The sequence below is a fragment of the Streptomyces sp. NPDC047081 genome (genome assembly GCF_040643775.1).
Lineage (GTDB): Bacteria > Actinomycetota > Actinomycetes > Streptomycetales > Streptomycetaceae > Streptomyces.
The window spans coordinates 134,092-159,296 of sequence record NZ_JBEYUY010000022.1 but is presented as its reverse complement, the minus strand read 5'-3'; the positions used below and the strand labels follow the sequence as shown (position 1 = coordinate 159,296).

The 25,205-nt window shown below is 70.4% G+C and carries 14 protein-coding genes and 1 pseudogene; 3 read left to right on the top strand and 12 right to left on the bottom strand.

Annotated elements, in window-relative coordinates; all coding sequences use genetic code 11:
• Positions 1–21 precede the first annotated feature (21 nt).
• Positions 22–831 (bottom strand): endo-1,4-beta-glucanase, encoded by an 810-nt coding sequence (locus ABZ848_RS34130; RefSeq protein WP_360838176.1) that lies wholly within the window; start codon positions 829–831, stop codon positions 22–24.
• A gap of 225 nt (positions 832–1,056) precedes the next feature.
• Between ABZ848_RS34130 and ABZ848_RS34125 the strand changes: the two genes are divergently transcribed.
• Both ABZ848_RS34125 and ABZ848_RS34120 read left to right on the top strand, forming a co-directional pair.
• Positions 1,057–2,073, top strand: coding sequence for a LacI family DNA-binding transcriptional regulator (locus tag ABZ848_RS34125; RefSeq protein WP_360838174.1), 1,017 nt, complete (start codon positions 1,057–1,059; stop codon positions 2,071–2,073).
• Between the two features lie 84 nt (positions 2,074–2,157).
• Positions 2,158–4,196, top strand: a pseudogene (locus ABZ848_RS34120) (TIM-barrel domain-containing protein).
• Position 4,197: 1 nt separating this feature from the next.
• Here ABZ848_RS34120 and ABZ848_RS34115 read toward each other — a convergent pair.
• The 8 genes from ABZ848_RS34115 to ABZ848_RS34080 form a co-directional block, all read right to left on the bottom strand.
• Positions 4,198–4,791: a chorismate mutase gene (locus ABZ848_RS34115; RefSeq protein ID WP_360838222.1), complete on the bottom strand. Its 594-nt coding sequence runs from the start codon at positions 4,789–4,791 to the stop codon at positions 4,198–4,200.
• A 35-nt stretch (positions 4,792–4,826) separates the two neighbouring features.
• The gene (locus ABZ848_RS34110) at positions 4,827–5,543 is read right to left on the bottom strand and encodes a hypothetical protein (RefSeq protein WP_360838172.1); all 717 of its coding nucleotides are present in this window, start codon (positions 5,541–5,543) and stop codon (positions 4,827–4,829) included.
• A gap of 35 nt (positions 5,544–5,578) precedes the next feature.
• Positions 5,579–7,840: a glycoside hydrolase N-terminal domain-containing protein gene (locus ABZ848_RS34105; protein ID WP_360838170.1), complete on the bottom strand. Its 2,262-nt coding sequence runs from the start codon at positions 7,838–7,840 to the stop codon at positions 5,579–5,581.
• A complete protein-coding gene (locus ABZ848_RS34100) occupies positions 7,837–9,822 on the bottom strand; it encodes a beta-galactosidase (RefSeq protein ID WP_360838168.1) in 1,986 nt (661 codons plus the stop codon). Before ABZ848_RS34100 ends, ABZ848_RS34105 begins: the two co-directional genes overlap by 4 nt.
• Complete coding sequence (locus tag ABZ848_RS34095; protein ID WP_360838220.1) at positions 9,822–12,017, bottom strand: 1,4-beta-glucanase; 2,196 nt, start codon at positions 12,015–12,017, stop codon at positions 9,822–9,824. The genes ABZ848_RS34100 and ABZ848_RS34095 overlap by 1 nt, the downstream gene beginning before the upstream one ends.
• Positions 12,018–12,141: 124 nt before the next feature.
• Positions 12,142–13,080 (bottom strand): carbohydrate ABC transporter permease, encoded by a 939-nt coding sequence (locus ABZ848_RS34090; protein WP_360838166.1) that lies wholly within the window; start codon positions 13,078–13,080, stop codon positions 12,142–12,144.
• Complete coding sequence (locus ABZ848_RS34085) at positions 13,077–14,114, bottom strand: ABC transporter permease subunit (RefSeq protein WP_360838165.1); 1,038 nt, start codon at positions 14,112–14,114, stop codon at positions 13,077–13,079. Before ABZ848_RS34085 ends, ABZ848_RS34090 begins: the two co-directional genes overlap by 4 nt.
• A gap of 27 nt (positions 14,115–14,141) precedes the next feature.
• Positions 14,142–15,833 carry an extracellular solute-binding protein gene (locus ABZ848_RS34080; protein WP_360838163.1) on the bottom strand — a complete coding sequence of 564 codons (1,692 nt, stop codon included), beginning with the start codon at positions 15,831–15,833 and terminating at the stop codon, positions 14,142–14,144.
• A gap of 348 nt (positions 15,834–16,181) precedes the next feature.
• Between ABZ848_RS34080 and ABZ848_RS34075 the strand changes: the two genes are divergently transcribed.
• Positions 16,182–19,016, top strand: a complete 2,835-nt coding sequence (locus ABZ848_RS34075) for a glycoside hydrolase family 3 C-terminal domain-containing protein (RefSeq protein WP_360838162.1) — start codon at positions 16,182–16,184, stop codon at positions 19,014–19,016.
• A 97-nt stretch (positions 19,017–19,113) separates the two neighbouring features.
• On the opposite strand, the gene ABZ848_RS34070 is transcribed toward ABZ848_RS34075, so the two are convergent.
• From ABZ848_RS34070 to ABZ848_RS34060, 3 genes are all read right to left on the bottom strand, one after another.
• Positions 19,114–20,559 carry an aldehyde dehydrogenase family protein gene (locus ABZ848_RS34070; RefSeq protein ID WP_360838160.1) on the bottom strand — a complete coding sequence of 482 codons (1,446 nt, stop codon included), beginning with the start codon at positions 20,557–20,559 and terminating at the stop codon, positions 19,114–19,116.
• 255 nt (positions 20,560–20,814) lie between these two features.
• Positions 20,815–22,476, bottom strand: coding sequence for a PucR family transcriptional regulator (locus tag ABZ848_RS34065; protein WP_360838158.1), 1,662 nt, complete (start codon positions 22,474–22,476; stop codon positions 20,815–20,817).
• 127 nt (positions 22,477–22,603) lie between these two features.
• Positions 22,604–25,000, bottom strand: coding sequence for an ATP/GTP-binding protein (locus tag ABZ848_RS34060; protein WP_360838157.1), 2,397 nt, complete (start codon positions 24,998–25,000; stop codon positions 22,604–22,606).
• Positions 25,001–25,205: the final 205 nt, after the last annotated feature.

Below are 25,205 nucleotides of genomic sequence, written 5' to 3'. Positions count from 1 at the left end.
CACCACCCTTCGTGCAGCCGTTCAGCCGATGTCGACGGAGTACGACTTCGTGTCCAGGCGGCCGGTTCCCTTGAAAACCTCGGTGCCCGACTCGATGCCGGAGAGGTACTTGTCGTTGCCGAGCAGCTTGCGCCGGACGAGTGCCTGGGTGAAGTCGTCGAGGTTGAGGGTGGCCTTGGTGGTGTTGGTGCGGCGGACGAAGGAGTACACGTTCCAGCCGATGTTCCCCTGGTAGATGTCCCACATCGCCCCACCGAGACTGACGCTGCCGTACTTCGTGCCGAGCGGACCCGCACCGCCCTGCCGGTTGAGCCAGACCATGATCTCGTCGGTGGGCTGGTCCTGCCAGTCGGCGGTGTTCTTGGCGTGCAGCCACAGGTCGTAGGAGACGTTCATGGTGCCGGGATTCGAGCTGACCGAGAAGTCCCAGGTCGTCGTCACCTTCTTGCGGTCGCCGACCCGGATCGGCAGCCCGGTCGCCGCCTTGTCGACCTTCCAGCCCCAGTGCCAGCCGAGCACGGTGCTCGCGTACGACTTCACGTCGTAGTCCTTGCCGGTCCCGCTGTTGGCCAGGCTGTAGTCCGTGCCCCACGAGATCGTCGAGCCCGACTGGGAGTTGGCCCACACGCACTGGGTTCCGGTGTACTTCCCCTCGTTCCACAGGTTGTTGTTCACGTAGTACTTGCCGAGGGTGATCGTGTCGAAGGCGGTGCACTTCTTGTCGGTCTCGCCGGCCTGCGCCACGGTCACGCCGGCCGCCGCCGCGAGGGCGACCACGGAGGCGAGGAGGGTCTTCCTCTTCTTGGACAGGCGCGGTCTGCGGTGTTGCATCGGGGGTCCTTCCGGGGGACGGTTCGTCTACGACCTCTCAGTGGCCGCCGACCCCGCCGGAGGTTGCCCCCACGGCGCCGACACCGTCGTAGGAGAAATACTGTCGAAGCGCTTCGACAACCTATGGACACCCACGCCCGCCAGAGCTAGTGTCGAACCACCCTCACACCCACCCCTGTACCCAATGCGCACTGTCGAAGCGCTTCACACCGCTGGGAGAGCTGGATGGTCACCCTCGCCGAGGTCGCCCAGCACGCCGGAGTCTCGGCGAGCACGGTGAGCTATGTCCTCAGCGGCAAGCGGTCGATCTCCGCGACCACCCGGCTGCGGGTCGAGCAGAGCATCCGCGAACTGGGCTACCACCCGAACGCGGGCGCGCGGGCGCTGGCCAGCAGCCGTTCCAACATCATCGCCCTGATGGTCCCGCTGCGCACCGACATGTACGTACCGGTGATGATGGAGATCGCCATCGCGGTCGCCACGACGGCCCGGACCCATGGTTACGACGTCCTGCTGCTGACCGGCGAGGAGGGCCCGGACGCCGTGCGCCGGGTCACCGGCAGCGGGCTCGCCGACGCGATGATCCTGATGGACGTCGAACTCGACGACGAGCGGCTGCCGTTGCTGCGCGGCACCGACCAGCCGTCCGTGCTCATCGGGCTGCCCGCGGACACAACCGGCCTCACCTGTGTGGACCTTGACTTCAGGGCCACGGGCGCGCTGTGCGTGGAGCATCTGGCGATGCTGGGCCACCGCGACATCGCTGTCATCGGCGAGGCGCCGGCCGTCTACGAGCGGCACACCGGTTTCGCCGAGCGCACACTGGACGGACTCCGCTCGCGCGCCCAGGAGTTGGGGGTACGGCTGCTGCACCGGCCGTGCGAGGGCGGGTACGACGCGATGGCCGTGACGCTCGCCCGGATCCTCGACGAGCGTCCGGGGACGACCGGGTTCGTCGTGCAGAACGAGTCGGCCGTCGAACCGCTGCTCGCGCTGTTGCGACAGCAGGGCCGGGCCGTCCCCGAGGACGTGTCCGTGGTGGCGGTCTGCCCGGACCAGGTGGCCGTGCAGGCCTCGGTGCGGCTGACGTCCGTGGCCATCCCCGCGCAGGAGATGGGCCGTTACGCCGTGGAGCACCTGGTCGCCAAGCTCGACGAGCGAGGAACCGACGAAGTCGTGCTGATCGCACCGGAGTTGACGGTGCGGGCGAGCACGGGTCCTGCGCCCTCCCGTACTTCCTGACCACGCACTGCCTCGAACCGCTCTTTCCGACCCCGCTCTTCGTGTGCCCGTCGGGGCACCCTCATGTCTTCGGGAGCACTCCTCGTGAACCAGCCTGCCGAAAACCGGACTCAGGTCAGCCTCGCGCAGTCGTCGCCCACCGTCGGGACGTTCCGTGAGCGGGACGGGGCGCTGGAGTGGAGCGGCCGTCAGGAGACGCTCCGGATCGAGCCGTGGGGTCCGGACGCGGTCCGGGTCCGGGCGCGGCTCGGCGGTCCGGTCCTGGAGGGGCTGCCGGGCGCACTGCTCGACACGGCCCCGGCCACCGAGAGCAGCGTCAAGGTGAGTGACGGGGAAGGGCAGTTGACCGTCGGGGCGCTGACGGTGGTGGTCAGCGCCGAGGGGCTGATCCGTTTCCTGCGCACCGACGACCTCACCGAGCTGCTGGCCGAGGAGCGGGCCCACTTCTGGTGGCCGGGGTCGCGGCTCTACACGGCCGTCGGCAACGGTCACCACCGGCTGGAGCAGCGGTTCGCCGCGTACGAGGGCGAGCGGCTGTACGGGCTGGGGCAGCACCAGCACGGGCGGTTCGACCAGAAGGGGCTGGTGCTCGATCTGGTGCAGCGCAATGCCGAGGTCGGCATTCCGGTGCTGTCGTCGAGCCGCGGCTACACGCTGCTGTGGAACAACCCGGCCATCGGGCGGGTGGAGTTGGCGGGCAACGGCACCCGGTGGGTCGCCGACTCGGCCCGGCAGATCGACTACTGGATCACGGCGGGCACTCCGGCCGACGGCCAGCGGCGCTACAGCGCGGTGACCGGGCGGACGCCGATGCTGCCGGAGTGGGCTGCGGGGTTCTGGCAGTGCAAGCTGCGGTACCGGACGCAGGACGAACTCCTCGGTGTGGCACGGGAGTACAAGCGGCGGGGGCTGCCGATCTCGGCGATCGTCTGCGACTTCTTCCACTGGACGCATCTGGGCGAGTGGAAGTTCGACCCGTCCGAGTGGCCGGACCCGGCCGCGATGGTCCGTGAACTCGACGAGCTGGGCATCAAGTTGGTGGTCAGCGTCTGGCCGTCGGTGTCCCCGCTGAGCGAGAACCATCCGGTGATGGAGCAGCGCGGGTACTTCATCGGCACGCAGTACGGGCCCATGGCGCACGCGGACTGGCCGGACAAGGAGGTCGCGTCGACCGTCCAGGTGGCGTTCTACGACGCGACCAACCCGGACGCGCGGGAGTTCGTGTGGTCGAAGGTGCGGGACAACTACCTGGTGCCGTACGGATTACAGCCTTCTGGCTGGACGCGTGCGAGCCGGAGCTGAAGCCGGGGTTCCAGGAGAACCTGCGGTACTGGGCGGGGCCGGGGCTGGAGGTCGGGAACAGCTATCCGGCCGAGAACTCCCGTACGTTCTATGAGGGATTGAGGGCCGAGGGAGAAGAGGTCATCACCCTCAACCGGTCGGCCTGGGCGGGCAGTCAGCGGTACGGCGCCGCGTTGTGGTCCGGCGACATCGGGACGGACTTCGCCACCCTGCGGCGGCAGATCGCGGCCGGGCTCAACACCGCGATGTCCGGGATCCCCTGGTGGAACACGGACATCGGCGGCTTCCACGGCGGGGATCCGGACGATCCGGCGTACCGCGAGGTCATGGTCCGGTGGTTCCAGTTCGGGGCGCTGTCACCGCTGATGCGGCTGCACGGCTTCCGGGATCCGGGGATGCCGCTCGGCCCGGACATGACCGGCGGTCCGAACGAGGTGTGGTCGTACGGCGAGGAGGCCGGGGCGATCCTGGAGCGGTACCTGCGGCTGCGGGAGCGGCTGAAGCCGTACGTCCTGGAGGTCATGCGGGAGGCGCACGCGGAGGGGCTGCCGGTGATGCGGCCGCTGTTCCTGGAGTTCCCGGAGGACCAGGGGACTTGGGGGGTCGACGACTCGTACCTCTTCGGACGGGACCTGCTGGTCGCGCCGGTGCTGGTGGCCGGCGCGACGGCCCGCACGGCCTATCTTCCGGCGGGGGCGACCTGGACGGACGCGTGGACGGGGAGGACGTACGCAGGAGGTGCGGCGGTGACGGTCGATGCGCCGTTGGACCGTATTCCGTTGTTCCTGCGGGACGAGGCGCGACTGCCTGTCGCCGAGTAGTTCAGTCCTGGCAGACGGAGGCCAGGGAGCGGACCAGCGCTCGGGTGTGGAGCAGGTCCGGGTGCTTCTGGTGGTGGACCTCGATCACCGCCACGGCCAGTTCCGGCCGGCAGGTCAGGGCCGTGCGCTGCGGGGTCGTGTCGGCCAGGGACTGGACCAGGTCCGTGTTGATGCGGTTGATGGTCTGGCGGACGACGTTCAGGTCGGGCTTGGTCGTCGGGGCCTGGTCGGGGTGGGCTGTCCACTCGGCGTAGAGGCCTCGCTGGACCAGCTTGTTCGCCTCGATCTGGTCTCGGAAGATACGGCGGATCTCTTCCGGATCGGCACCGATCTGCTGGGCCTGGGCGGCGACCGTGTCCAGGACCACCTGTTCGCGTGCGGGGTCGTCGATGGGACTGTCCGTGCCGAATTTCGCCGCGGCGACGAGGTCGGCGGTGGCCAGCCGTTCGGCGGCGAGGGCGGCCACCGGCTGAAGGGCGTCGGCCGGCGCCGTGGACGCCGTCGCCGTCGCCGCGTTGCTCGGTATCGCGAGCAGCGCGACGGCGGCGATCAGGGCTGTGCGGGATGCGGTGCGGTGGGGGGTGGGGATACGCATGGGGTCCATGTAACCCCACCCCGGCCACCTTCTGGTCAACTGCTGGTGACGCTCTCGCTGTTGACGGTGAAGTCCAGGCCTCCGGACGACGAGGTGATCTCGAAGCCGAACTGGAGGTCGCCGATGGTCACGTTGCCGAACCAGCCCTTGGTGTCCTTGATCCACTTCAGGATCGGGAGGATGTTGACGGTGCCGGAGGACGAGTTCGAGGTGCGGACGAAGGAGAACACGTCGTTGGAGCCGTTGTTGCCCTTGTAGACGGTCCAGGTGTGGCCGCCGAGCGTGAGGGTGCCCTGCGAGGTGCCTAGCGGGCCGACGGCTCCGGTCTTGTTGACCCAGAGCATGATCTCGTAGTCGTAGTTGGTGTCCCAGATGTCGTACGACGTGTTGTACGCGCCGGACGACGGCACGGTCACGTTGTAGCTGCTGGAGAGCGAACCGAGCGAGGTGATCGACTTGTTGATCACCTTCTTGGCGTTGGGGTAGGACTTGATGCCGCCGGTGCCCGGGTGGTTGGCGTTGACACCCCAGTTGGTGCCGGAGTTGGCCCAGATGCACTGGCTGCCGGCGCCGGAGCCCCAGATGTTGTTGTAGAGCGTGTAGCCGTTCAGGGTGGTGCTGCCCCACTGGTCGCAGGAGCTCCAGACGGCGGCCGAGGCGGGGGCGGAGGCGAGTCCGACGGTGGCGCCCAGCGCGAGGGCGGGGGCGACGATCGCCATGGTGATCCGCTTCTTCAGCGTGCTTGTTGCCATGGTGTCCCTTCCATGGGTGGGGGGAATTGCGCGGGTTACCACGCCCCCAGGGCGAGGACGTGGTCTTCTCCGGCGACGAGGTCGAGCGGTCGCGCGCCGGAGGAAGTCCGGAGTTCGACGCGGTGGGTCCGGGTGGGGCGGATCACCGCGGTCGCTTCGTGCGGGCTCCAGGTGAGGTCGAGTTCGGCCCCGAACCGGGTGCGGATACCGAGGAGTCGGCCTTCCCGATACACGGCCGGCACCGCGGGCAGCAGGACCAGCCGGTCCGGGGTGGACTGGACGAGGGCCTCGACGATCACGGCCGGCAGGGTGTGCGCGGCATCCGCGTTGTAGACGTCGAGGTGCGGGTAGTGGGCGCTCATCAGCGAGGCGTGGAAGAAGTCGCCCCCGAGGACCTGGCCGAGGGCGTGCGCGACCCGTTCGCCGTCGCGGAGGCGGGCGGCGACCAGGGCGTGGTGCAGATGGCCGTGGGCGGAGTCGTTCTCGGCGCCGCGCAGTTCGAGGGCGCGGTGGGCGGCGGCCGCGAGCTCCGGGGTGTCGTACGGGTTGATCTCGTCGAGCGGCCAGACCCCGTAGAGGTGGCTGAGATGGCGGTGGTCGTAGGTGTCGTCGAGGCCCGGCCAGGCCCATTCGGCCAGCGCGCCGTCGGCGTTGATCCGGTGCGGGGGCAGCCGCTCGGCGAGGGCGCGCCAGCGGTCGGCCTCCGGGGTACCCGGATGGTATTCGGCGGCGGTGAGCAGCGCGTGCCGGGCGGCCGAGAGGTCCATGGCCGCGTTGACGGCACCCCAGCTCGCGTTCGCCGGCCGGTTCTCGGGCGAGTAGGAGGGGACGACGATCAGGTTGCCTTCCTTGTCCACGCGGGTGAGGAAGTCCTCGTAGAACAGGGCGACTTGTCCCAGGGCGTAGCCCGTACGGGGATTCTTCGTCCCCTCGGTCTCGTCGTGGTCGACGAGCGGCTTGAGCAGCCAGTCGGCGCCGGCCGTCCACAGGTGCAGCGGGTATTCACGGCTGAAGTGGTACGACAGCCCGGACTCGCCGTCGGTGTGGGCGGGGGCGACGACACCGCGGCAGCCGAAGACCGTGCGGGCGTTCTCGGCCCAGTCGTCGAGCTGACGGTTGATCAGAGAGGCCAGGGCGGCGGTCACTTCGGGCAGGGCGGCGGCTGCGGCGGACGCGGTCTGGAGGTTGACGTTGGCGTCGTTGGTGAAGGCGCCGGACCAGGCGGTGTCCCAGTCGCCGGTCCACAGGCCGGTGAGACGGGGCGGGTTGAGGCCGCTCGCGGAGAGCAGGTGGTAGCGGCCGGCGGCGAAGAGGCGCTCCAGGAGAGCCGGGCTGTCGGGGCGGGTGAGCAACTCCGAGCCGGGGAGGGCGCGTTCGGCGGGGCCGGCGGCCAGGTCGAGGGTGACGCGTTCGTAGGCGGTGCGGTGGAGGGGGGTGTGGCGGGCGAGGAGGGCGGTGTACGGGTCGGGGGCGGGCGGCGCTGTCGGGTCGGCCGGGGGTTCCGTCGCCGTTGCCGCCCGTGTCTGCGTCGCCATGGCGTCCGCCAGCAGGTCGTGCAGGGTGCGTGCGTGAGGGGCGGTGTCCAGCTCGCCCGTGTGGCGCAGGACGCGGGTCAGCAGGAGGACCGACCGCGCGCCGGTGACCCGTACACCCGGAGGTGTGACCGCCGTACGACCGCCGCTGACCGCGACCAGCGTCAGGCCGGTGTACGCCGTCTCGCTGCCGGGGTAGCGCACGCGCAGGGTGAGCAGGGCGCCCTCGGGCGTGAGCACGGCGCCGTCGCCGATGGCGAGGCCGGCGGGCGCGCCCGGGAGGCGGGGGGCCAGGGCGATGTCCAGGTCGCCGCCGGTGATGTGCTGGACGATCACGTCGTCCGCCCGCGAGACGAAGACGCGGCTGTTCCAGCCCTCGCACTCGGCCTCCACCACGCCCGTGGTGAAGTCGACGGAACGGCGGTACCCGCCCGGCTCCCCCTGGGCCGCCCTGCGCAGTCGTACCTGGAAAGCCGGATGGAAGGGCTGCACCCACTGGAGGTCGCGGCCGTCGGTGAAGGTCTCGGCGGCCTGCAGTTCGCCCGCGAGCAACTCGTCCTGGAGGAGCGGGAGTTGGGCAGCGAGCCGCGGCGGACGGGCGTTCTCGGCGCCGTTGGGGCGGACGAGGGTGTGGTGGGTGACGACGACGCGCTCGTCGTTCCGATCGCCGAACACGAGGGCGCCGTGGTGGCCGTTGCCGCTCAGGAAGCCGTCCTCCCAGCGGGCGGCGGGGCGGGGCTCCCAGGTGCCGTGGATGTGGTTCATGGGCGCAACACCATCACGCCGTACCGGCCGAGCGTGGCCTCGCCCTCGACGGTCGCCCCCGTCAGCAGGTCCTGGTGGCTGCCCGGCACCTCGACGGTCACCGACTCGCGCGCGTGGTTGAGCACGAAGAGCAGGCCACCGCGGCGGACGGCCTCGACCTGGTCGGGCAGCCCGTGCAGCACGGGCCGGACCCCGGCCCCGTCGGCGACCTGGGCGAGCAGGGTGCGCAGGGCGTGCGGCTCGGGGAGCGTGGAGACATACCAGGCGCGCCCCTTGCGCAGCACGGCGGGCAGTCCGTCCAACTCCCCGCCTTTGTAAGCGACTTCGACCGAGCCGCCGTCCTCCTTCTCGATCTCCTCCGACCACAGGGTCCCGCGGAAGCCGTCGGTCTCGACGGTCTCCCCCTCGTCCAGCGGCCACCACTCGTGCAGCGTGCGGATGCCGAACAGCTCGCGCAGCCGGGCGTCCATGCCACCGGCCCGCACCCGGTCGTCCTGGTCCGCGATGCCGGTCAGGAAGCCGGAGACGAGGGTGCCGCCGCCGCGGACGTAGGCCAGTAGGTTGTCGATCGCCGCGTCCGTGAAGGCGTAGAGCTGGGGAATGACGACCAACTTGTAGGCGCTCAGGTCGTGTTCGGGGTGGGCGAAGTCGGCGGTGAGGTGGGCCTGCCAGAGGGCGCGGTGCCAGGTGGTGAGGACGTCGGCGTAGTCGACGCGAGAGGAGAGGCGGCCTTTGTGGACGCCGGCCCACCAGGAGTGCCAGTCGTGGAGGATCGCGATGTCGTTGGCGGTGTGACTATCCGTCACATGCCCGCCGATCTGTTGGAGTTCGGCGCCGAGCCGCTTGACCTCCTGGAAGGTGCGCCCCTCCTCGCCCGCGTGGCCGACCATCCCGGAGTGGAACTTCTCGGCGCCCTGCCGGGACTGCCGCCACTGGAAGTAGCAGACGGCGTCCGCGCCGCGGGCGACGGCCTGGAGGGACCAGAGGCGGTTGAGGCCGCGGGGCTTGGGGTGGTTGACGCCCCGCCAGTTGACGGGGCCCGCCGCCTGCTCCATCAGCATCCAGGGGCCGCGGGCCTGGGAGCGGGTCATGTCCTGGACGAGGGCGCCGTGTTGGGCGCCGAAGGGGTCGCGCGGGTCGGGGTAGAGGTCGACGGAGACGACGTCCTCCTCCGCCGCCCAACGCCAGGCGTCCTGACCGGCCCACAGCGGCATGAAGTTGGTGGTGACGGGGATGTGGTCCGGGCTGTGCCGCCGCACGATGTCGCGCTCGGCGACGTAGCACTCCAGGAGCATGTCGGAGGTGAACCGTTTGAAGTCCAGTACCTGGCCGGGGTTCTTCAGGTAGTGGGCGCGGCGGGGTGTGTGGACCTCCGCCCAGTCGCCGTAGCCCTGGCTCCAGAAGGCCGTCCCCCAGGCGGAGTTGAGGGCGTCGAGGGTGCCGTATCTGTCCCGCAGCCACTGCCTGAAGCGGGCCGCGGCCTCGTCGCCCCAGTCGTAGGTGCAGTACTCGTTGTTGATGTGCCACATGAGGAGGGCGGGGTGGCTGCCGTAGCGGACGGCGAGGTCCTCCGTGATGGCGGCGGCGTACCTGCGGTACACGGCGCTGGAGTGCGAGAAGTGCTGCCGGCCGCCCCACCACTCGGTGCGGCCGTCCTCGTCGACGGGGAGGGTCTCGGGGTGGAGCCGGCCCAGCCAGGGCGGGGGCGAGGAGGTGGGGGTGGCGAGGACGACGCCGATGCCGTTGGCGTGCATCAGATCCATGAGCCGGTCCAGCCAGCCGAACTCCCGCTCCCCCGGCCGGGGTTCGAGCTTGGCCCAGGAGAAGACGCCGAGGGTGACGGAGTTGACGCCGGCGTCCTTCATCAGCCGTACGTCCTCGTGCCAGGTCTCCTCGGGCCACTGCTCGGGGTTGTAGTCACCGCCGAAGAGGATGCGCCCGCGGGTGGCGTCGGCGAGGCCGGCCGCCTTGCCGGGGCCCATCAGACGGGCTCCCCGTACTGGATCCCGCGCCCGTTGGTGGCGAGATAGACCCGCCCGTAGACCCGCGGATCCCCGACGATGGTCTCCCCGATCCACCCCCACTGATGCCGGTCGTCGTTGATCCGCACCCAGCTCTTCGCGCCGTCGTCGGAGCGGTAGACGGCCGTGCCGGCTTCCGTGGAGCCGACCTGGTAGATCGCCGGACAGTCCGCCCCGTCGGCCGCCTTGCCGAAGCCGAGGGTGTACGAGGCCCAGCAGCTGTCGACCTTGGAGAAGGTGGCCCCGCCGTCGGTGGACCGGTACAACCCGTTCCACTTGGCGCTCAGCCACAGATCGCCGGACCTCCCCGGCGCCGCGACCAGCTTGAACTGGCTGTCACCGGAGGGCAGCCCGGACGCACGCTCGGTGAAGGTGAGGCCACTGTCAGTGCTGGCGAGTACTTTTCCCGTATCGGTGTCGTACGCGTAGAAGAGCGTCGGGTCGGCCGGGTCGGCGACCGGCGTGGCGCCCTTCGGGAAGGAGGAGATCTCGGTCCAGGTGGCGCCGTTGTCGTCCGACCGGTGGGCGGGGTACTTGGTCCCGTCCCAGTGCACGAAGGACCACAGCAGCGCGCTGCCGTCGGCGTTGGCGGCGATCGGCCCCGGTGCGTCGTGGGCGATGGAGGGCTGGGCGGCGAAGGGCGCCCAGGTCCGGCCACCGTCGTTCGAGTACGCCCCGTTGCCGTGGTCGCCCCACCCGGTGCGTACGACGTACGCCGGCCTGCCCGCGGCCTGCGCGAGCCCCGTCGCCGACCCGAACACGGGGTTCGTGGCCATGCCGCGGGCCGGCGAGGCCGTGAGCCGCTCGTGGTACATGACCCCGATGTCCCTGGACCCGCTCAGCAGGTGCGCCTCCCCGACCGGGGGCGACACCAGCTGGACCACGGAGGCCTCTTCCAGGCCGCGGATCCGGGGGGCCCAGTGGGTCAGGTCCCGGGTGCCGTAGAGGGTGGCCCCGGTGCCGTACACGACGTGCAGCGAGTCGTACGGATCGACGGCGACGGCCTGGATCCACCAGCCGAACTTCGGCTGGTCGTCCCCCCACTTGAGATAAGGAGTCTCGGACACGTCGAAGACAGCCGCGTCCTTGAGGGACATCCAGGAGCGACCACCGTCGGTGGTCCGGAACAGGGTGTCGACATCGGCCCACCGGTTGTTGGTGGAGACGACGACGGTGCCGGGACGACGGGCGTCGACGGCGACCCCGCCGTACCCGAAGGCGTCACTGCCACCCGGCACGACGGGAGTGACGTCCGTCCAGGTGCCGGCGGCCGTGGCGAGCTTGTGCACGCTGCCGTCGGACTGCCCGTTGGGCCCGGGGGCGTTGGCGTAGCTGACGTACAGCTCACGGGCGTGACAGTCGTAGGCGGCCCGGATTGGCACCTTGGCGGAGACGCCGGAGGGCTGCCCGGGAACGGCCTCCCATGTCTCCCCGTCAGGAGTACGGAAGAGATTGGCGGAGCTCCCGTCCCCGTCACCCCACCCGGCGTACAGGGCGCGCCCGGCGGCGACGAGGAGGGTGACGCCCTGCCCGGAAGCGGACGGCACGCCAGGAAACCCGCTGACGGCTGCCCAAGTGGCACCCCGGTCCGTCGACTTGAGCAGCCCGTCGTGTCTGGTCCCCAGCCACAGCACGTCACTGTCCCGAGGATCGACGAGCAGCCGCTCGCCCATGCCCCGCCCGTCCTCGTTGGCCCCGAGCTTGACGCTCAGATCGGTACGGGTCCAGGTCGCGCCGCGATCGTCGGACCGCAGCACGGCCCCGTTGCCGGCCCAGGACTGGGCGTAGGTGCCGAGGGCGAGGTAGAGCCGGTCGGGGTGGGCGGGGTCCACGGCCATGGCCTCGCCCCCGAGGAGGTTCCAGTCGTCCCAGCCGAGGTGGTCGATGAGGGGGGTCCAGCGGGCGGCACGGTCGTCCCAGCGGTAGGCGCCGCCGATGTCGGTACGGGCGTAGGCGAGTCCGCGTACGGAGGGGTGGAAGAGGACACCGGTGACGAATCCGGTACCGCCGATGACGGCGTTGCGCCAGCGGTAGGAGGGGGCGGTGGTGTTCTCGTCCGCATGGGCGCGCCCGGGGAGGACCGGAAGCGCGGCGATCGCGGCAGCGGCCGCGGTCCCCGAGAGAACGGCACGACGACTCAGCCCGGACGCGAACATAGAAATACCTCGCATTTTAGGATGGGGCGGGCATACCTACCTAGGGGCGCGGGGAACTGCGCGACCAGCCACGTACGACCCGCAGCCGCCGTCAGACCACAGCCCCCACTTCAGCGGGCGTCGGTCACCCCTTGACCGCGCCGGTCAACATGCCCTTCTTGAAATGCCGCTGCACGAACGGCGACAACACAGCCACCGGCAGCAAAGCCATCACCATGACCGCCATCTGCACGGCCAGCCCCGACAACTCCCCCGTCTTGATGGCCTGCCCGAGCCCCACCGGCGCCTGCTGCTTCTGCACCAGCTGGATCATGACGTTCTGCAGCGGCATCATGTTCTGGTCGTTGAGATAAAGGGACGCGTTGAACCAGGCACTCCAGTACCCGACGGCGTAGAACAGCGTGATAACCGCGAGCACCGCCCGGGACAGCGGCATCACGATCTGCCACAGGATCCGGAAATCCCCCGCACCGTCGATCCGCGCGCTGTCGATCAGTTCCTGCGAGATCCCCATGAAGAACCCGCGCAGGACAAGGATGTTGAAGACGCTCACCGCACTCGGCAGGATCAGCGCGAGGTAACTGTCGGTCAGACCGAGGGACTGCACCAGCAGATACGTCGGAATCAGCCCCGCGCTGAAGAACATCGTCGCCAGCAGCAGCATCAGGAACCACCGGTGCCCGAGGGACCCGATACGCGACAGGCCGTACGCGCACAGCACCGACACGGTCATCGAGAAGAGCGTGCCGACGAGGGTGACCAGGACGCTGATGACGGAGGCCCGGGTGACCTGGCCACCGCTCAGCAGCTCCTGGTAGGCGACGAAGGTGATGCCCTTGGGGACCATCACCAGGCCGCCCGCCTGGTCGATGGTCTTCCGGGAGGACAGGCTGGTGACGACCACGATCCAGAGCGGGAAGAGGATGCCGAGGCAGGCCAGGGTCAGCACCAGGCCCTTGCCGGCGGCGCCGACCGGGCCCGGCTCCTCCTCCCACACCGGCCGGGGCGGGGCGGCCCACCGGGACGGCTCCCGTACGGGCGGCTTGTCGACGACGGCGGTCATTTCTTGTACACCCCCTGCTCGCCCATGAGATGGGCCACCTTGTTCGCGGCGAGGACCAGCCCGAGGCTGACCACGCCCTTGATCAGGCCGGCGGCCGCCGCGTAGCCGAAGTCCTGGTTGCGCACGCCGTTCCACCACACGAAGGTGTCGAGGACCTCCGCCGCTCCTGGACCCACGGCGTCGCGTTGGAGCAGGATCTGCTCGAAGCCGACGGTCAGCGCGTCGCCCACCCGCAGCACCAGCAGCAGGGCGATCACCGGCCGCAGCGCGGGCAGCGTGACGTGCCACATGCGGCGCCAGCGGCCGGCGCCGTCCATCGCCGCCGCCTCGTACAGGTCCGGGCTCACCGAGGCCAGCGCGGCGAGAAAGACGATGATGCCCCAGCCGGCGTCCTTCCAGACGCTCTCCGCCGTGACCAGGAACTTGAAGGTCGACGGGTCGGTCATGATGTCGAGGCCGTCGTAGCCGTGCTGCCGCAGCAGCTGTGACAGCAGGCCCGCGCCGCCGAAGATCTGCTGGAAGACGGAGATGACCAGCACCCACGAGAAGAAGTGCGGGAGGTAGAGGATCGCCTGCGACAGCGCCCGTACCCGGGGCCGGACCACGCTGTTGATGAGCAGCGCGAGGGCGATCGGGATCGGGAAGAACAGCACGAGTTGCAGGGAGAACAACACCAGGGTGTTCTTCACCGCGTTCCAGAACGCCGAGTCGGCGAAGATCTGCTGGAAGTTCTCCAGGCCGACCCAGGAACTGTGCAGCATGGACACGATGCCGTTGTCGCTGACGTAGGGGTCGTAGTCCTGGAAGGCGACGATGTTGCCGAGGATCGGCAGGTAGTTGAAGACCAGGAGCAGGACGACCGCCGGCAGGGTCATCAGGATCAGGACGCGGTCGCGCCTGAATCTGAGGCGCAGGCTCAGCTTCCCGGTCATCGTCTTCCCGCGGGTACCGGTGGCGCCGCCGGACGCCACCGGAGTCCTGCCCGTGCTCTCGTCTGCCTCGGCCCTGCTGCGAGGCACCGTGCTGTGGGACACGGCCGTTCTCCTTGCCTCAGTGCCCGGTCAGCTCGCCGAGGATCCGTTGTCGTCGAGCAGCTTCTGGTACCAGTCGCGCAGCTTGTCGCCGCCCTTGCTCTTCCAGTCGGAGACCGCCTGCTGCATGTCGCTGATCTTCTTGCGACCGCGGGTGATGTCGTCCTCCAACTGCTCGAAGTTGTCCATGAGGTTGGTGTAGCGGGACGGCTCGGTGATCATCTGGCCGAAGAAGCTGGACTTCTTGGTGAAGGAGCCCATCCGCTGCTGCCACTCCACCTGCGCCTTGGCGACCTCGGGGAAGTCCGGGTGGGCGATGGTGGAGGCGGGGCTCGCGATCATCACGTAGGCGTTGAGGACCTCGTTGTTGCCCTGGGTGGTCTTGGCGGGCACGCCGTCCTTGACGGTGTAGTCGGTGCCCTCGACGCCGTAATTGGTGAGCATGTACTCCTTGGTGCCGTACGGCGCGGCGGTGACGTTGGCGACGGCCAGCGCGTCGCGGATCACGGACTCCGAGGCCTTCTTGTTGATGAAGGCGAAGATGCCGGCGGGCTGTTCGGCCCAGACCTGCGGGTCGCCGCCGTCGTGGGCGTAGACGTCCATGCCCCAGATCTTGTAGTCCGGGTTCTGGGTGGCCTGTTCGGCGGTGCGGCTCCACCACTGGCTGATGTCCTGGGCGTAGATCAGGAACTCGCCGGCGGCGAACTTGGGGCCGGGGTCGGGGGCGTTCTTGCCCAGCTTGGCGTCGGGGTGCACGACCCCGGCGGCGAAGAGCTTGCGGGTCCACTCCAGCGCTTCGAGGTACTCGTCGGTCTCGATGCGGTTGACCAGTTTGCCGTCGACGAGGTTCCAGCCGAGCGGCTTCTCGCTGCCGGACAGGACGCTGAACATCTGCCAGGCCGTCCACTTCATGTCCATGCACGCCCAGCGCTTGGCCTTGGCGTTGGTGATCTCCTTCGCCAGGGACAGGAACTCGTCGGCCGAGCGCGGGACTTGGTACCCCTCCTTGTCGAAGATGTCCTTGCGGTAGAGGGGCACGATGTTGGTGACGTACGAGGCCGGCATCGGCAGGCCGCGCAGCTTGCCGCCGAAGATGCAGCGCCGCCAGGCGTCGGTCGGGATGGCGGCGAGGTTCGGGTAGTCCTTGACCTTGTCGCCGGACAGATACGGGCCGAGGTCGGCGAACTTGCCGATGATGGCGGTGGGTATCTTGCCGCCCATGTTCCAGTTCGGGATGACCACCACGTCCGGCACCTCGCTGGAGGCGAGGACCGCGCCGAGCTTCTGGTCGTAGGTGTTGCCGTCCTGGTTCTGCCACTGGACGTCGACGCCGATCAGGTCGTTCATCGCCTTGTAGTAGGCGTTGTCCTGCTTGGGCGGGGAGCCCCAGAACGGCGACATGACGGTGACCTTGCCGCCCTTGCCGAGCTTCTTCGGCACCGAGGTCTTCAGGCTCGCCAGGTCGAGCTTGCTGGTGAAGCCCATCGACGAGCCGTACTTGGACGGGATGTCCGGCGTCACCACGTTGCTCGCGACGAAGGTCGGCAGCAGCTTCGCCGCGCCCTTGCCCCCTGAGGAGCCGCCGCCCGACCCGCTGTCCGACCCCCCGCACGCGGCGAGCAGCGGCATCCCGCCCGCCACCGCTGCGGTGACGGCCGCCGTGGAGGCGAGGAAGCTTCTCCGGCTCGGTCCGGAGGGAGCGGAAGCGGCGTTCGGCGTCATTGCGTCAACCCTTCATGGCGCACCAGGACACCCGGCGGTGGCCGTCGGCTGCGGTGTCTCGAGTGGAACTGGCTGAGCTGAAGCGATCCTCCGACCAATGCGGCTGCGTTCGACAGTCGAAGCGCTTCGATGTTGCTGCGAGGTTAAGTGAAGCCCAGAGGGTGCACAAGGGTCGATCCCAAGATTGCTCCGAGGTATCCACGAACCGGCCGCACTCATATGCCGCTTGAAATGTCGGCACGGCTTCGGACTTGTTGCCCCGGGGTGTCTTGACACCCGGTGGTCAATCGAATGAGCATCGAAGCGCTTCGAAAGCGCATGGCCGCTCCATCGCAAGGGGATCCCCACGTGACCGAACAGACGCCGCCCACGCCGCCGTTCCGCGATCCGCAACTGCCCTTCGCGAAGCGCATCGACGACCTGCTGGAGCGGCTGACCCTGGAGGAGAAGATCTCCTTCCTGCACCAGTACGCGCCCGCCGTCGAGCGCCTCGGCGTCGACGCCTGGCGCACCGGTCAGGAGGCCCTGCACGGCGTGGCCTGGATGGGCCCGGCGACCGTCTTCCCGCAGGCCGTGGGCCTCGGCGCGACCTGGAACACGGATCTCGTACGCCGTGTCGGCGAGGCCGTCTCCAAGGAGGCGCGGGCGATGCATGCCCGCGACGACCGTGTCGGTCTCAACGTCTGGTCGCCGACGGTCAACCTGCTGCGCCACCCGCTGTGGGGCCGTAACGAGGAGGGCTACTCCGAGGACCCGAAGCTGACCTCGGCCATCGCGACGGCGTACACCCGCGGCCTGCGCGGCGACCACCCGACGTACTGGCGCACAGCACCCGTGCTCAAGCACTGGCTGGCCCACAACAACGAGACGGACAGGGCGACTTCGTCGTCCTCGGTCCGCCCGCGGGTGCTGCACGAGTACGACCTGCGCGCCTTCCGCGAGACGGTGGAGGCGGGCGCGGTGGCCGGTGTGATGCCGGCGTACAACCTGGTCAACGGCCGCCCCAACCACGTATCGCCGTATCTGCGCGAGGAGTTGCGCACCTGGACCGACGAGGAGCTGCTGGTCTGCTCGGACGCGGGCGCGCCCTCCAACCTCGTCGACCACGAGCACTACTACGACACCCACGAGGAGGCGACGGCGGCCGCCCTCCTCGCCGGCGTCGACAGCTTCACCGACCACGGGACGGAGAGCGCGCAGATCGTCGGGCGCGTCCAAAAGGCGTACGAGAAAGGCCTGTTGACGGAGGCGGACATCGACACCGCCGTCCGCCGCCAGCTCTCCGTGCGCTTCCGGCTCGGCGAGTTCGACCCGCGCTACGACCCGTGCGCCGGCACGCACGACTTCGACACCCCGGCGCACCGCGTGCTCGCGCTGGAGGCGGCCGAGCAGGCGATCGTCCTGCTCAAGAACGACGGCCTGCTCCCGCTCGCCCCCGACACCCGCGTGGCGGTCGTGGGCCTGCTGGCCGACGAGTGCAAACTCGACTGGTACAGCGGCACGTTGATCCACCGCTCGACTCCGCTGGAGGGCCTGTACGAGCGGTTCGGCGCGGAGCGCGTCGAGTTCGCGGAGGGTGTGGACCGTATCCGCCTGAAGACCTCGGCGGGCGCCTTCCTCCAGGTCCCGGCCGTGGACGCCGACGACGAAGTGCGCGGCGCCGAGGGCGCGTTGGACCCGGCCCTGCTCTCCGGCCGCACCGACCTCCCGCCGCTGACCACGGACCCGGCCGGCAGCGAACTCGCCCTGATCGACTGGGGCGAGGGCGTCCTCACGCTGCGCGCGCCCGACGGCCGCTACCTCTCGGTCGCCGACGACGGCTACGTACGCGCCTCCGCGGACCAGCCCGGCGGCTGGGTCGTCCAGGAGACGTTCCGCCTGGAACCCCATGCGAACGGTCACCTCCTCCGGCACATCGGCACGGGTCGCCATGTGTCCGTCGCCACGGACGGAGTGAAGGTTGCCGACGAGAATCCGGAAATCTTCGAGCTGATCATCGTCGAGCGCGGTGAGGAGGCGGTGCGCCGGGTCGCCGAGCAGGCGGACGTGGTCGTGGTCGTGGCGGGCAACGACCCGCACATCAACGGCCGCGAGACCGAGGACCGTACGACCCTGCGCCTGCCCGAGCACCAGGAGCGCCTGCTGCGCGCGGCCCGCACCGCGAACCCGCGCACCGTCCTGACCTTGGTCTCGGCGTATCCGTACACGGTCCGCACGACGTCCCTCTCCGCGGTCCTGTGGACGGCGCACGGCGGCCAGGCGGCCGGCACCGCCCTCGCCCGCGTCCTCTCCGGCGACGTCTCCCCGGCCGGCCGCCTCCCGCAGACCTGGTACGAGGACGACGGCGATCTGCCCGGCCTGCTCGACTACGACGTGATCGGCAGCCGCCAGACGTACCTGTACTTCGAGGGCACGCCACTGTTCCCGTTCGGACACGGCCTGTCGTACGCGAGCTTCTCCTACGCCGACCTGGCGACGACGGTGACCGGCCATGCGGTGCGCGTCTCCTTCACGGTCACGAACACCGGGGACGTGTCGGCCGACGAGGTGGCCCAGCTCTACACCCGCGCCGTCGAGCCGACGGTGCCCCGCCCGCGCCGCGAGCTGGTCGCCCACCGCCGTATCACCCTGGCCCCCGGCGAGAAGGCCGGCCTGACCTTCGAAGTCCCGCTCTCCGCCTTCGAGTTCTGGGACGTGGCGAGCGGCGGATGGCGCCTTGAACCAGGCCCGTACGACCTCCTGGCCGGCGCCTCCAGCGAGGACGTCCGCCTGCGTACGACCGTGCTCCTGGACGGCGAGCCCGGCACCCCGCGCCCGGTCCTCCAACGCGGCCTGGAAGCCGCCGACTTCGACGAGCAGAGCGGCGCGGCGATCGTCGACCGGACAAAGGTGGCGGGCGACGCGGTGACGCCGGAACCGAACCGGACGGCCGAACTGGTCTACCGGGACTGCGACTTGGGCGACGGCGTCACGGAGGTGAGCGTGACGGTGGCGGGCGAGGGGGTCCTCGAACTCTCCCTGGACGGCGGCCCGATACTGGCCGCGCTCAGCCCGGAGACGGCCACGCCCGGCCCGTACGACTACACCACCCTCACCGCCGGCATAGTCGCCGAGGGCGTGCACGACGTACACATCAGACTGCGCGGCCCACTGCGGCTCGCGCACCTCGGCTTCTCCGGTTGAGGGTCCGGACCAGGCCGACGAGTCGAGGGGGCCCGGCACCGGAAGGCATCGGTGCCGGGCCTCTTTGAAGAGGTTACCTGAAAACGATTGTCGTTTACTAGAGGGCGAGGCCCGTCAGCACCAGCACGCGCTCGTACGTGTAGTCGTCCATCGCGAACTTCACGCCCTCGCGGCCGACTCCGGACTGCTTGGCGCCGCCGTACGGCATCTGGTCCGCGCGGTAGGAGGGGACGTCGCCGATGATCACGCCGCCGACCTCAAGGGCGCGGTGGGCGCGGAAGGCGGCCTGGAGGTCGTGGGTGAACACGCCCGCCTGGAGGCCGTACTTGGAGGAGTTGACGGCGGCGAAGGCCTCCGCCTCCCCGTCCACCTTCCGCACGGTGAGAACGGGTCCGAAGACCTCCTCGCAGGAGATCGTCGTGTCGGCCGGTACGTCGACGAGGACGGTCGGCGCGTACGAGGCACCGTCGCGGTCACCACCGGTGAGCAGCTTGGCCCCGGCCTCGACGGCTTCCGTCACCCACGCCTCGACGCGCCTTGCGGCGTCCTCACTCACCAGCGGCCCGACGTCGGTCTTGTCGTCGGCCGGGTCGCCGGTGACCTGGGCCTCGACGGCGGCGACGATGCGGGGCAGCAGCCGGTCGTACACGGACGCGTCGGCGATGACCCGCTGCACGGAGATGCAGGACTGGCCGCCCTGGTAGTTGGAGAACGTGGCGATGCGGGTGGCGGCCCAGTCGAGGTCGGCGTCGGAGGCGTAGTCGCCGAGGACGACCGCGGCGCCGTTGCCGCCCAGCTCCAGGGTGCAGTGCTTGCGCGGCACCGAGTCCATGATCGCGTAACCGACCTTCTCGGAACCGGTGAAGGAGATGACCGGGAGGCGCTCGTCCTGGACGAGGGCGGGCATTTTGTCGTTGGCGACCGGGAGGATGCTCCAGGAGCCGGCCGGCAACTCGGTCTCGGCCAGCAGGTCGCCGATGATCAGGCCGGAGAGCGGGGTGGCGGGCGCCGGCTTGAGGATGATCGGCGCACCGGCCGCGATCGCCGGAGCGACCTTGTGGGCGCAGAGGTTGAGCGGGAAGTTGAAGGGCGCGATGCCGAGGACGACGCCCTTCGGGAAGCGGCGGGTGAGCGCGAGCCGGCCCTGGCCGCCGAGGTCGGTGTCGAGGCGCTGGGCCTCACCGCCGTTGAACCGCCGGGCCTCCTCGGCGGCGAACCGGAACACGGAGACGGCGCGACCGACCTCCCCGCGCGCCCACTTGATGGGCTTGCCGTTCTCGGCGGAGATCAGCTGGGCGATCTCCTCGGTGCGCTCGACGAGACGCCGGCTGACGTGGTCGAGGGCGGCGGCACGCACGTGGGCGGGCGTGGCGGCGAACTCGTCCCGCACGGCGTACGCGGCGGCGACGGCCTCCTCGACCTGCGCGTCCGTCGGCACGCTCACCTTGCCGACGAGCCGCCCGTCCCAGGGCGAGGTGACGTCGAAGGTGTCCTCGCCGGTGACCTGGCGGCCGGCGAGCCAGAAGGCGGTGGTGGAAGTCATGTGGGGTCCCGGCCCTTCCCTGTTGGGGGCGATGTTGCTGGCGTTCGGGTCCACGGTAGGACGGGGTGGGGGTGGGGGTGTTTGGCCGGGGTGTAGTGATGGGGGACATCTACACGCCGGTTTGGCGATTTCAGCCCGTCCGGCGCTTGAGGACGAGGCCGTTCAGGCCGAAGCGGGGGTCTGGGGGCGGCAGCCCCCAGGGACGACAACGCCGAGCACCCCGCAAGCAAGGGGCACCCCCACCAACGCCGCGCGCTACTCCGCCGACGTCGCCTTCAGCGCCAGCCACAACTCCATCCGTACATCCGGATCGTCGAGCGACCGCCCGAGGATCTCCTCCACCCGCCGCATCCGGTACCGCAGCGTATGCCGGTGCACCCCCAGGTCCGCGGCCGCCGCGTCCCACTGCCCGTGCCGGGACAGCCAGGCCCGCAGCGAGGCCACCAGATCCCCCCGCCCGGTCGCGTCGTGCTCGTACAGCGGCCGCAGCAGCCCGTCCGCGAACGCCTTCACCGCGTCGTCGGCCAGCAACGGCACCACCGACCCCGCCGCCAGCTGCTCGTGCTCCACGAACACCCGCCCCCGCCGCCGGGCCACCGACAACGCCTGCTCGGCCTGCTTGTACCCGGCCGCCGCGGCGATCGGCCCGACCGGCGCGGACACCCCGATCACCAGCTCGTCCTCGTCGGCACCGGTCTGCTCCCGCACGGCACCGCCCCGCGCGGCCTCTATCGCGGTCGCGTAGTCCGCGCAGGCGGCCACCGCCGCTCCCCCGTCCGCGGCCAGCACCACCAGCCGCGCCCCTTCCCCGTCTCCCTCGGGTACGACGAGCACGGCCTCCCCCGCCCGCGCGGCCGCCGCCTCCACGGCCTCGGTGAGCCCGGCGAGCGGATCCGCCTCCGCTCTGTCCGCCGCGTTCGTCTTCCCGGCGACCTCCAGATGCGCGTGCGAGTCGACGGACATCCGCACCGCCGAGGCCGACTCGGCGACGATCATCCGGAAGGGCGCGTCCAGCAGCCCGCCGTACAGGTCCCCCGCCACGGCCCGCGCGTGGTCCGGCTCCCCGGCGAGCAGCATCCGCAGCACCGCCGCCCCGATCCGCTGCTCGGCCGCGTGCAGGGAGCGGGACCGCTCGGTCGTGAGCGTGAGCAGCGCGATCGCCGAGTGGACGGCGTACCGCTCCGCCGTACCCGGCGCCGAAGCCGTGCCGACCGCCAGCGCGGCCCGCGGCCGACGTCCGGTGCCGATGGAGTGGAGTTCGACGCGGTCCTCGTTCTCCGGCCCGCCGACCACCGAGGAGGCCGGTGCGGGCCGATCGCGCAGCCGCTCGACGTCCGGGGTGAGCCGTGCGGCCCGCCGTCCCGCCCACTCCGGGGCGGTCGCGACGACGGCACCCGAGGCGTCGTACAGCGCCGCCCAGCCGTCGACCTGCGAGGCGAGCGCGGTGAGCAGCCCTTCCGGCCCCTCGGCCAGCGCCTGCCTGGTCAGCTCGCGCTGCGCGGCGAAGCCGGCCGTCACCGCGCGGTACTGGTCCGCCGCGATCGCCGCGGACACGGCCTTGCTGATGGCGAGGAAGGGGGTGCGCCGCGGGACTTCCAGCAGCGGCAGCCCCTCCTCTTCCGCCGCGTCGACGAGCGCCTTGGGGATCTCCTCGTAGTTCACCCCGACCGCGAATCCGAGCCCGACGACTCCGGCCCCCACCAGCCGCTTCACGTACCGCCGCATCGCCTCCGGGTCCTCCGCGTCCAGTTTCAGCGCGGTGACCAGCAGCAGCTCGCCGCCCTCCATGTACGGCACGGGGTCGGCGAGTTCGCTGACGTGCGCCCAGCGGACGGGTACGTCCAGGCGGTCCTCGCCCGCCCGCACGGTCAGCTTGAGCGCGGAATGGTGGACGAGCGAGGCGAGCGTGGGTGGCATGAGGCCTTCAGGTCTGCGGGGATCGGGCGAACCTTGTGATCATTTGGCCGCCGTGTATGAACGGCTGATGCAGATTCTGCCTCACCGTACGACGCCCCGCCGCGCCGAAGTCCAGACCCGTCCAGGCCTAGGCCCTCAGATCCACCAGCAACGGCGGCGCGTGCTCTCCCTTCACGTTGGTCAGCGAGAGCACGGCGTGCCCTGGCGGGACCTCGTGCGCCAATTCGGAGGCCGACCACCTCTCCCGTTCGACCTGGCGCACAGTCACGGCATCCGTCGTGACTGCCTTGCCGGTGACGAGCTTGCGCAGGGCATGGATGGCACGGGTCATCGGCTGGTCGGCGAAGACCGTGTGCTTGGCGACGTCCCGCGTCTCCACCCACTCGGTGCCCCAGGCCTGGGCGAACCGGCTGCCGTCCCAGGTGGTCACGCCGGAGAAGGCCATGCTGCAGCCGACGGCCCCGTACAGCGGACCGTGCAGGGCTTCGGGGACGTCGCCGACGGTCCGCAGGGCCAGTACCACCCCCGCGTTCTGGGAACGCAGCCGCTGGATCCGCCCTACCGACCCGGTGGTGATCGCCCCGGTGGCGTCGTCGAGGACCAGACAGGCGAAGTGAGGCCGCCGCCTGTCTCGTACGACCGCCCCGAACTGGGCGAGGACGAGCCGCGTGATCAGCCGGCCGGCTTCCTCGTGGCCCTGTTCGGGCAAGTCGATGCGGACTCGCAGCGGGTGGTGGGCGATGGCCCGCAGGGAGAAGGGGCGCGTCGCGCCACCGCCGAAAAAGTCGGCGAAGGCTGGCCGACTGAGCAGCGCGAGCCGGTCTGCCAGGGCACGGCCCACGTCGCCGGCACCGCCCGTCTGCCGGACACGCGCTTCCAGCTCCCGGCGCATGACGGCGTTCTCGTCCGCCGCCAGGGCATCCCGCAGGGCGGTCAGCGCCGTCGGCTCGCCCTCCAGGAGCTCCCGCAGCACGGGCAGGGTCGGGAAACGGCCGTGCACCGCTCGGTAGGGTCCGAGCAGTTGGGCGAGTGCGGTGGCGGCGCCGTGCGTGCCCACGGCGTCAAGGTCGCCGACCAGGCCCTCGGCAAGGACGGCGGCCGCCTCGTCGGGGTCGTCGGACTCGGCGTACGGGTCCAAGTCGTAGGCGGACGCCCGGTCCCCGATCCGTACGATCACGTCGAACGCCGAGTCCGCCGCGAGCGACGCCCCGTCCGAGGAGACCGCGACGAAGGCGCACCGCCCGGTGAGCGCCTGCAGGGCCAGCGACTCGGTCAGGGGTTCGATCAGGTTCCGTGTCTTGCCCGAGCCGGAGGGGCCGACCGCGAGCAGCGAGTTGCCCAGGACGTCGGGGCCGAGCGCGGCACCGGCACCGTGATACGCGCGCGGGGCCCGGTCCGCGGCCACCCAGCGCCCGATCCGCACCTGCCCCTCGAGCAGGTCGTGCTGTGCCGAACGACGGGGCAGGTCCCGGGCGCCGGACGGGTGGGTCCAGGAGGCCGCACCCTGCCGCAGCACGGTGTCCCGGAAGGACGCGAGCCCCGCCTCCTGCCGGGCCACCGTCCAGGCGTGCGCCACCCGGGCACAGTCCACGTCGTTCATCCGGCCGCCGGCCACCTCGGCAGTGAGCAGGTCCGCCGCCTCGTACTGGCCGGCCTCCCGCAACTCGGGCCAATGGGCGCGGGGGCGGTCTGCCGGCGGAGGTGCGGTGCGCTCCGCCGCGGCCCTGCGCGCGGCAAGGCGTTCCTTCGCGTAGGCCCACCAGCCACCGATCCGGGCGAAAGGCCACACCACCAGCAGGGTGATGAGCGCGTAGACGCTGTCGGTGAACAGTTGGGACTGGAACAGGTCATAGCTGCCCGAGATCAAGGCGACGAGGGAGAAGAGCGGGGCGACAACCGGCACGGCGTCCCAGCCGACGCCCGGGAAAGCCTTCGGAAACACCAGGCTGAGCACGACGAGAGCGGCCAGGGCGGCGAACAGGGCGCGAGTGGGCTGGGGCCTGCGGCCGATGAGGTGACGGACGACGCCGGGCCAACTGCCCAGCCGACCTACTGCATAGACGAGCACGGCGAAGAAGACGCCGTTGTAGACCACGAGGGCCTCCGCCCCCTCCAGGACCACATGCCCCTCGTGCTCCTTGGGAGCGACTGTGCCGGCCCACCACCAGTCCTCCGGCGTGAACAGCTTCAGTAGCACCCACTGGTACGGAATGCTGCCCTGCCGCCAAAGTGACCACAGAACCACCGCCACCACGAACGGCACCAGCAGGCCGACAATCGTGGCCGGGGAAAGCCGTTCCCCTTCCTGCTCGGCCTTCGGCGGTCGGTATCCGTAGCGCCAGATGCCGGGTTTCGCGGTTGGGCGGGGCTCGTTGAGCCACTCGGCGACGGGCGCCTGCTTCTGCTCCACACCCGGCGCCCGTGGCGGCCGCGGGGGCATCGCCGGCATGTCCGGCGGACCTGCCGGACGCGGCACAGGATTCGCATGCGTACCCCGCGCGTCCTGCGTCCCGTCGCTGTCCATCGCGTTCGCTCCCTGACCAGCCGTTCCGTCCACCTTCAGCGGTCAATCTAACGCCCCCGCAAGGGGAGTTCACCGATTGCGCGGCCGAGAAGCGCGGACCGTGGTCCATCGGCCGGTCATCGCCGCGGTGTCCACGACGCACCAGCGCTATGTCCACGGCGGACAAGCCCACATCCCGACACCGCCCACATGGAGCATGCCCACC

What these genes read in the sequence shown, in the direction of transcription:
- ABZ848_RS34130 (WP_360838176.1), bottom strand. Translation starts at nt 831, where the DNA reads ATGCAACACCGCAGACCGCGCCTGTCCAAGAAGAGGAAGACCCTCCTC.
- ABZ848_RS34125 (WP_360838174.1), top strand. Translation starts at nt 1,057, where the DNA reads ATGGTCACCCTCGCCGAGGTCGCCCAGCACGCCGGAGTCTCGGCGAGC.
- ABZ848_RS34115 (WP_360838222.1), bottom strand. Translation starts at nt 4,791, where the DNA reads ATGCGTATCCCCACCCCCCACCGCACCGCATCCCGCACAGCCCTGATC.
- ABZ848_RS34110 (WP_360838172.1), bottom strand. Translation starts at nt 5,543, where the DNA reads ATGGCAACAAGCACGCTGAAGAAGCGGATCACCATGGCGATCGTCGCC.
- ABZ848_RS34105 (WP_360838170.1), bottom strand. Translation starts at nt 7,840, where the DNA reads ATGAACCACATCCACGGCACCTGGGAGCCCCGCCCCGCCGCCCGCTGG.
- ABZ848_RS34100 (WP_360838168.1), bottom strand. Translation starts at nt 9,822, where the DNA reads ATGGGCCCCGGCAAGGCGGCCGGCCTCGCCGACGCCACCCGCGGGCGC.
- ABZ848_RS34095 (WP_360838220.1), bottom strand. Translation starts at nt 12,017, where the DNA reads ATGTTCGCGTCCGGGCTGAGTCGTCGTGCCGTTCTCTCGGGGACCGCG.
- ABZ848_RS34090 (WP_360838166.1), bottom strand. Translation starts at nt 13,080, where the DNA reads ATGACCGCCGTCGTCGACAAGCCGCCCGTACGGGAGCCGTCCCGGTGG.
- ABZ848_RS34080 (WP_360838163.1), bottom strand. Translation starts at nt 15,833, where the DNA reads ATGACGCCGAACGCCGCTTCCGCTCCCTCCGGACCGAGCCGGAGAAGC.
- ABZ848_RS34070 (WP_360838160.1), bottom strand. Translation starts at nt 20,559, where the DNA reads ATGACTTCCACCACCGCCTTCTGGCTCGCCGGCCGCCAGGTCACCGGC.
- ABZ848_RS34065 (WP_360838158.1), bottom strand. Translation starts at nt 22,476, where the DNA reads ATGCCACCCACGCTCGCCTCGCTCGTCCACCATTCCGCGCTCAAGCTG.
- ABZ848_RS34060 (WP_360838157.1), bottom strand. Translation starts at nt 25,000, where the DNA reads ATGGACAGCGACGGGACGCAGGACGCGCGGGGTACGCATGCGAATCCT.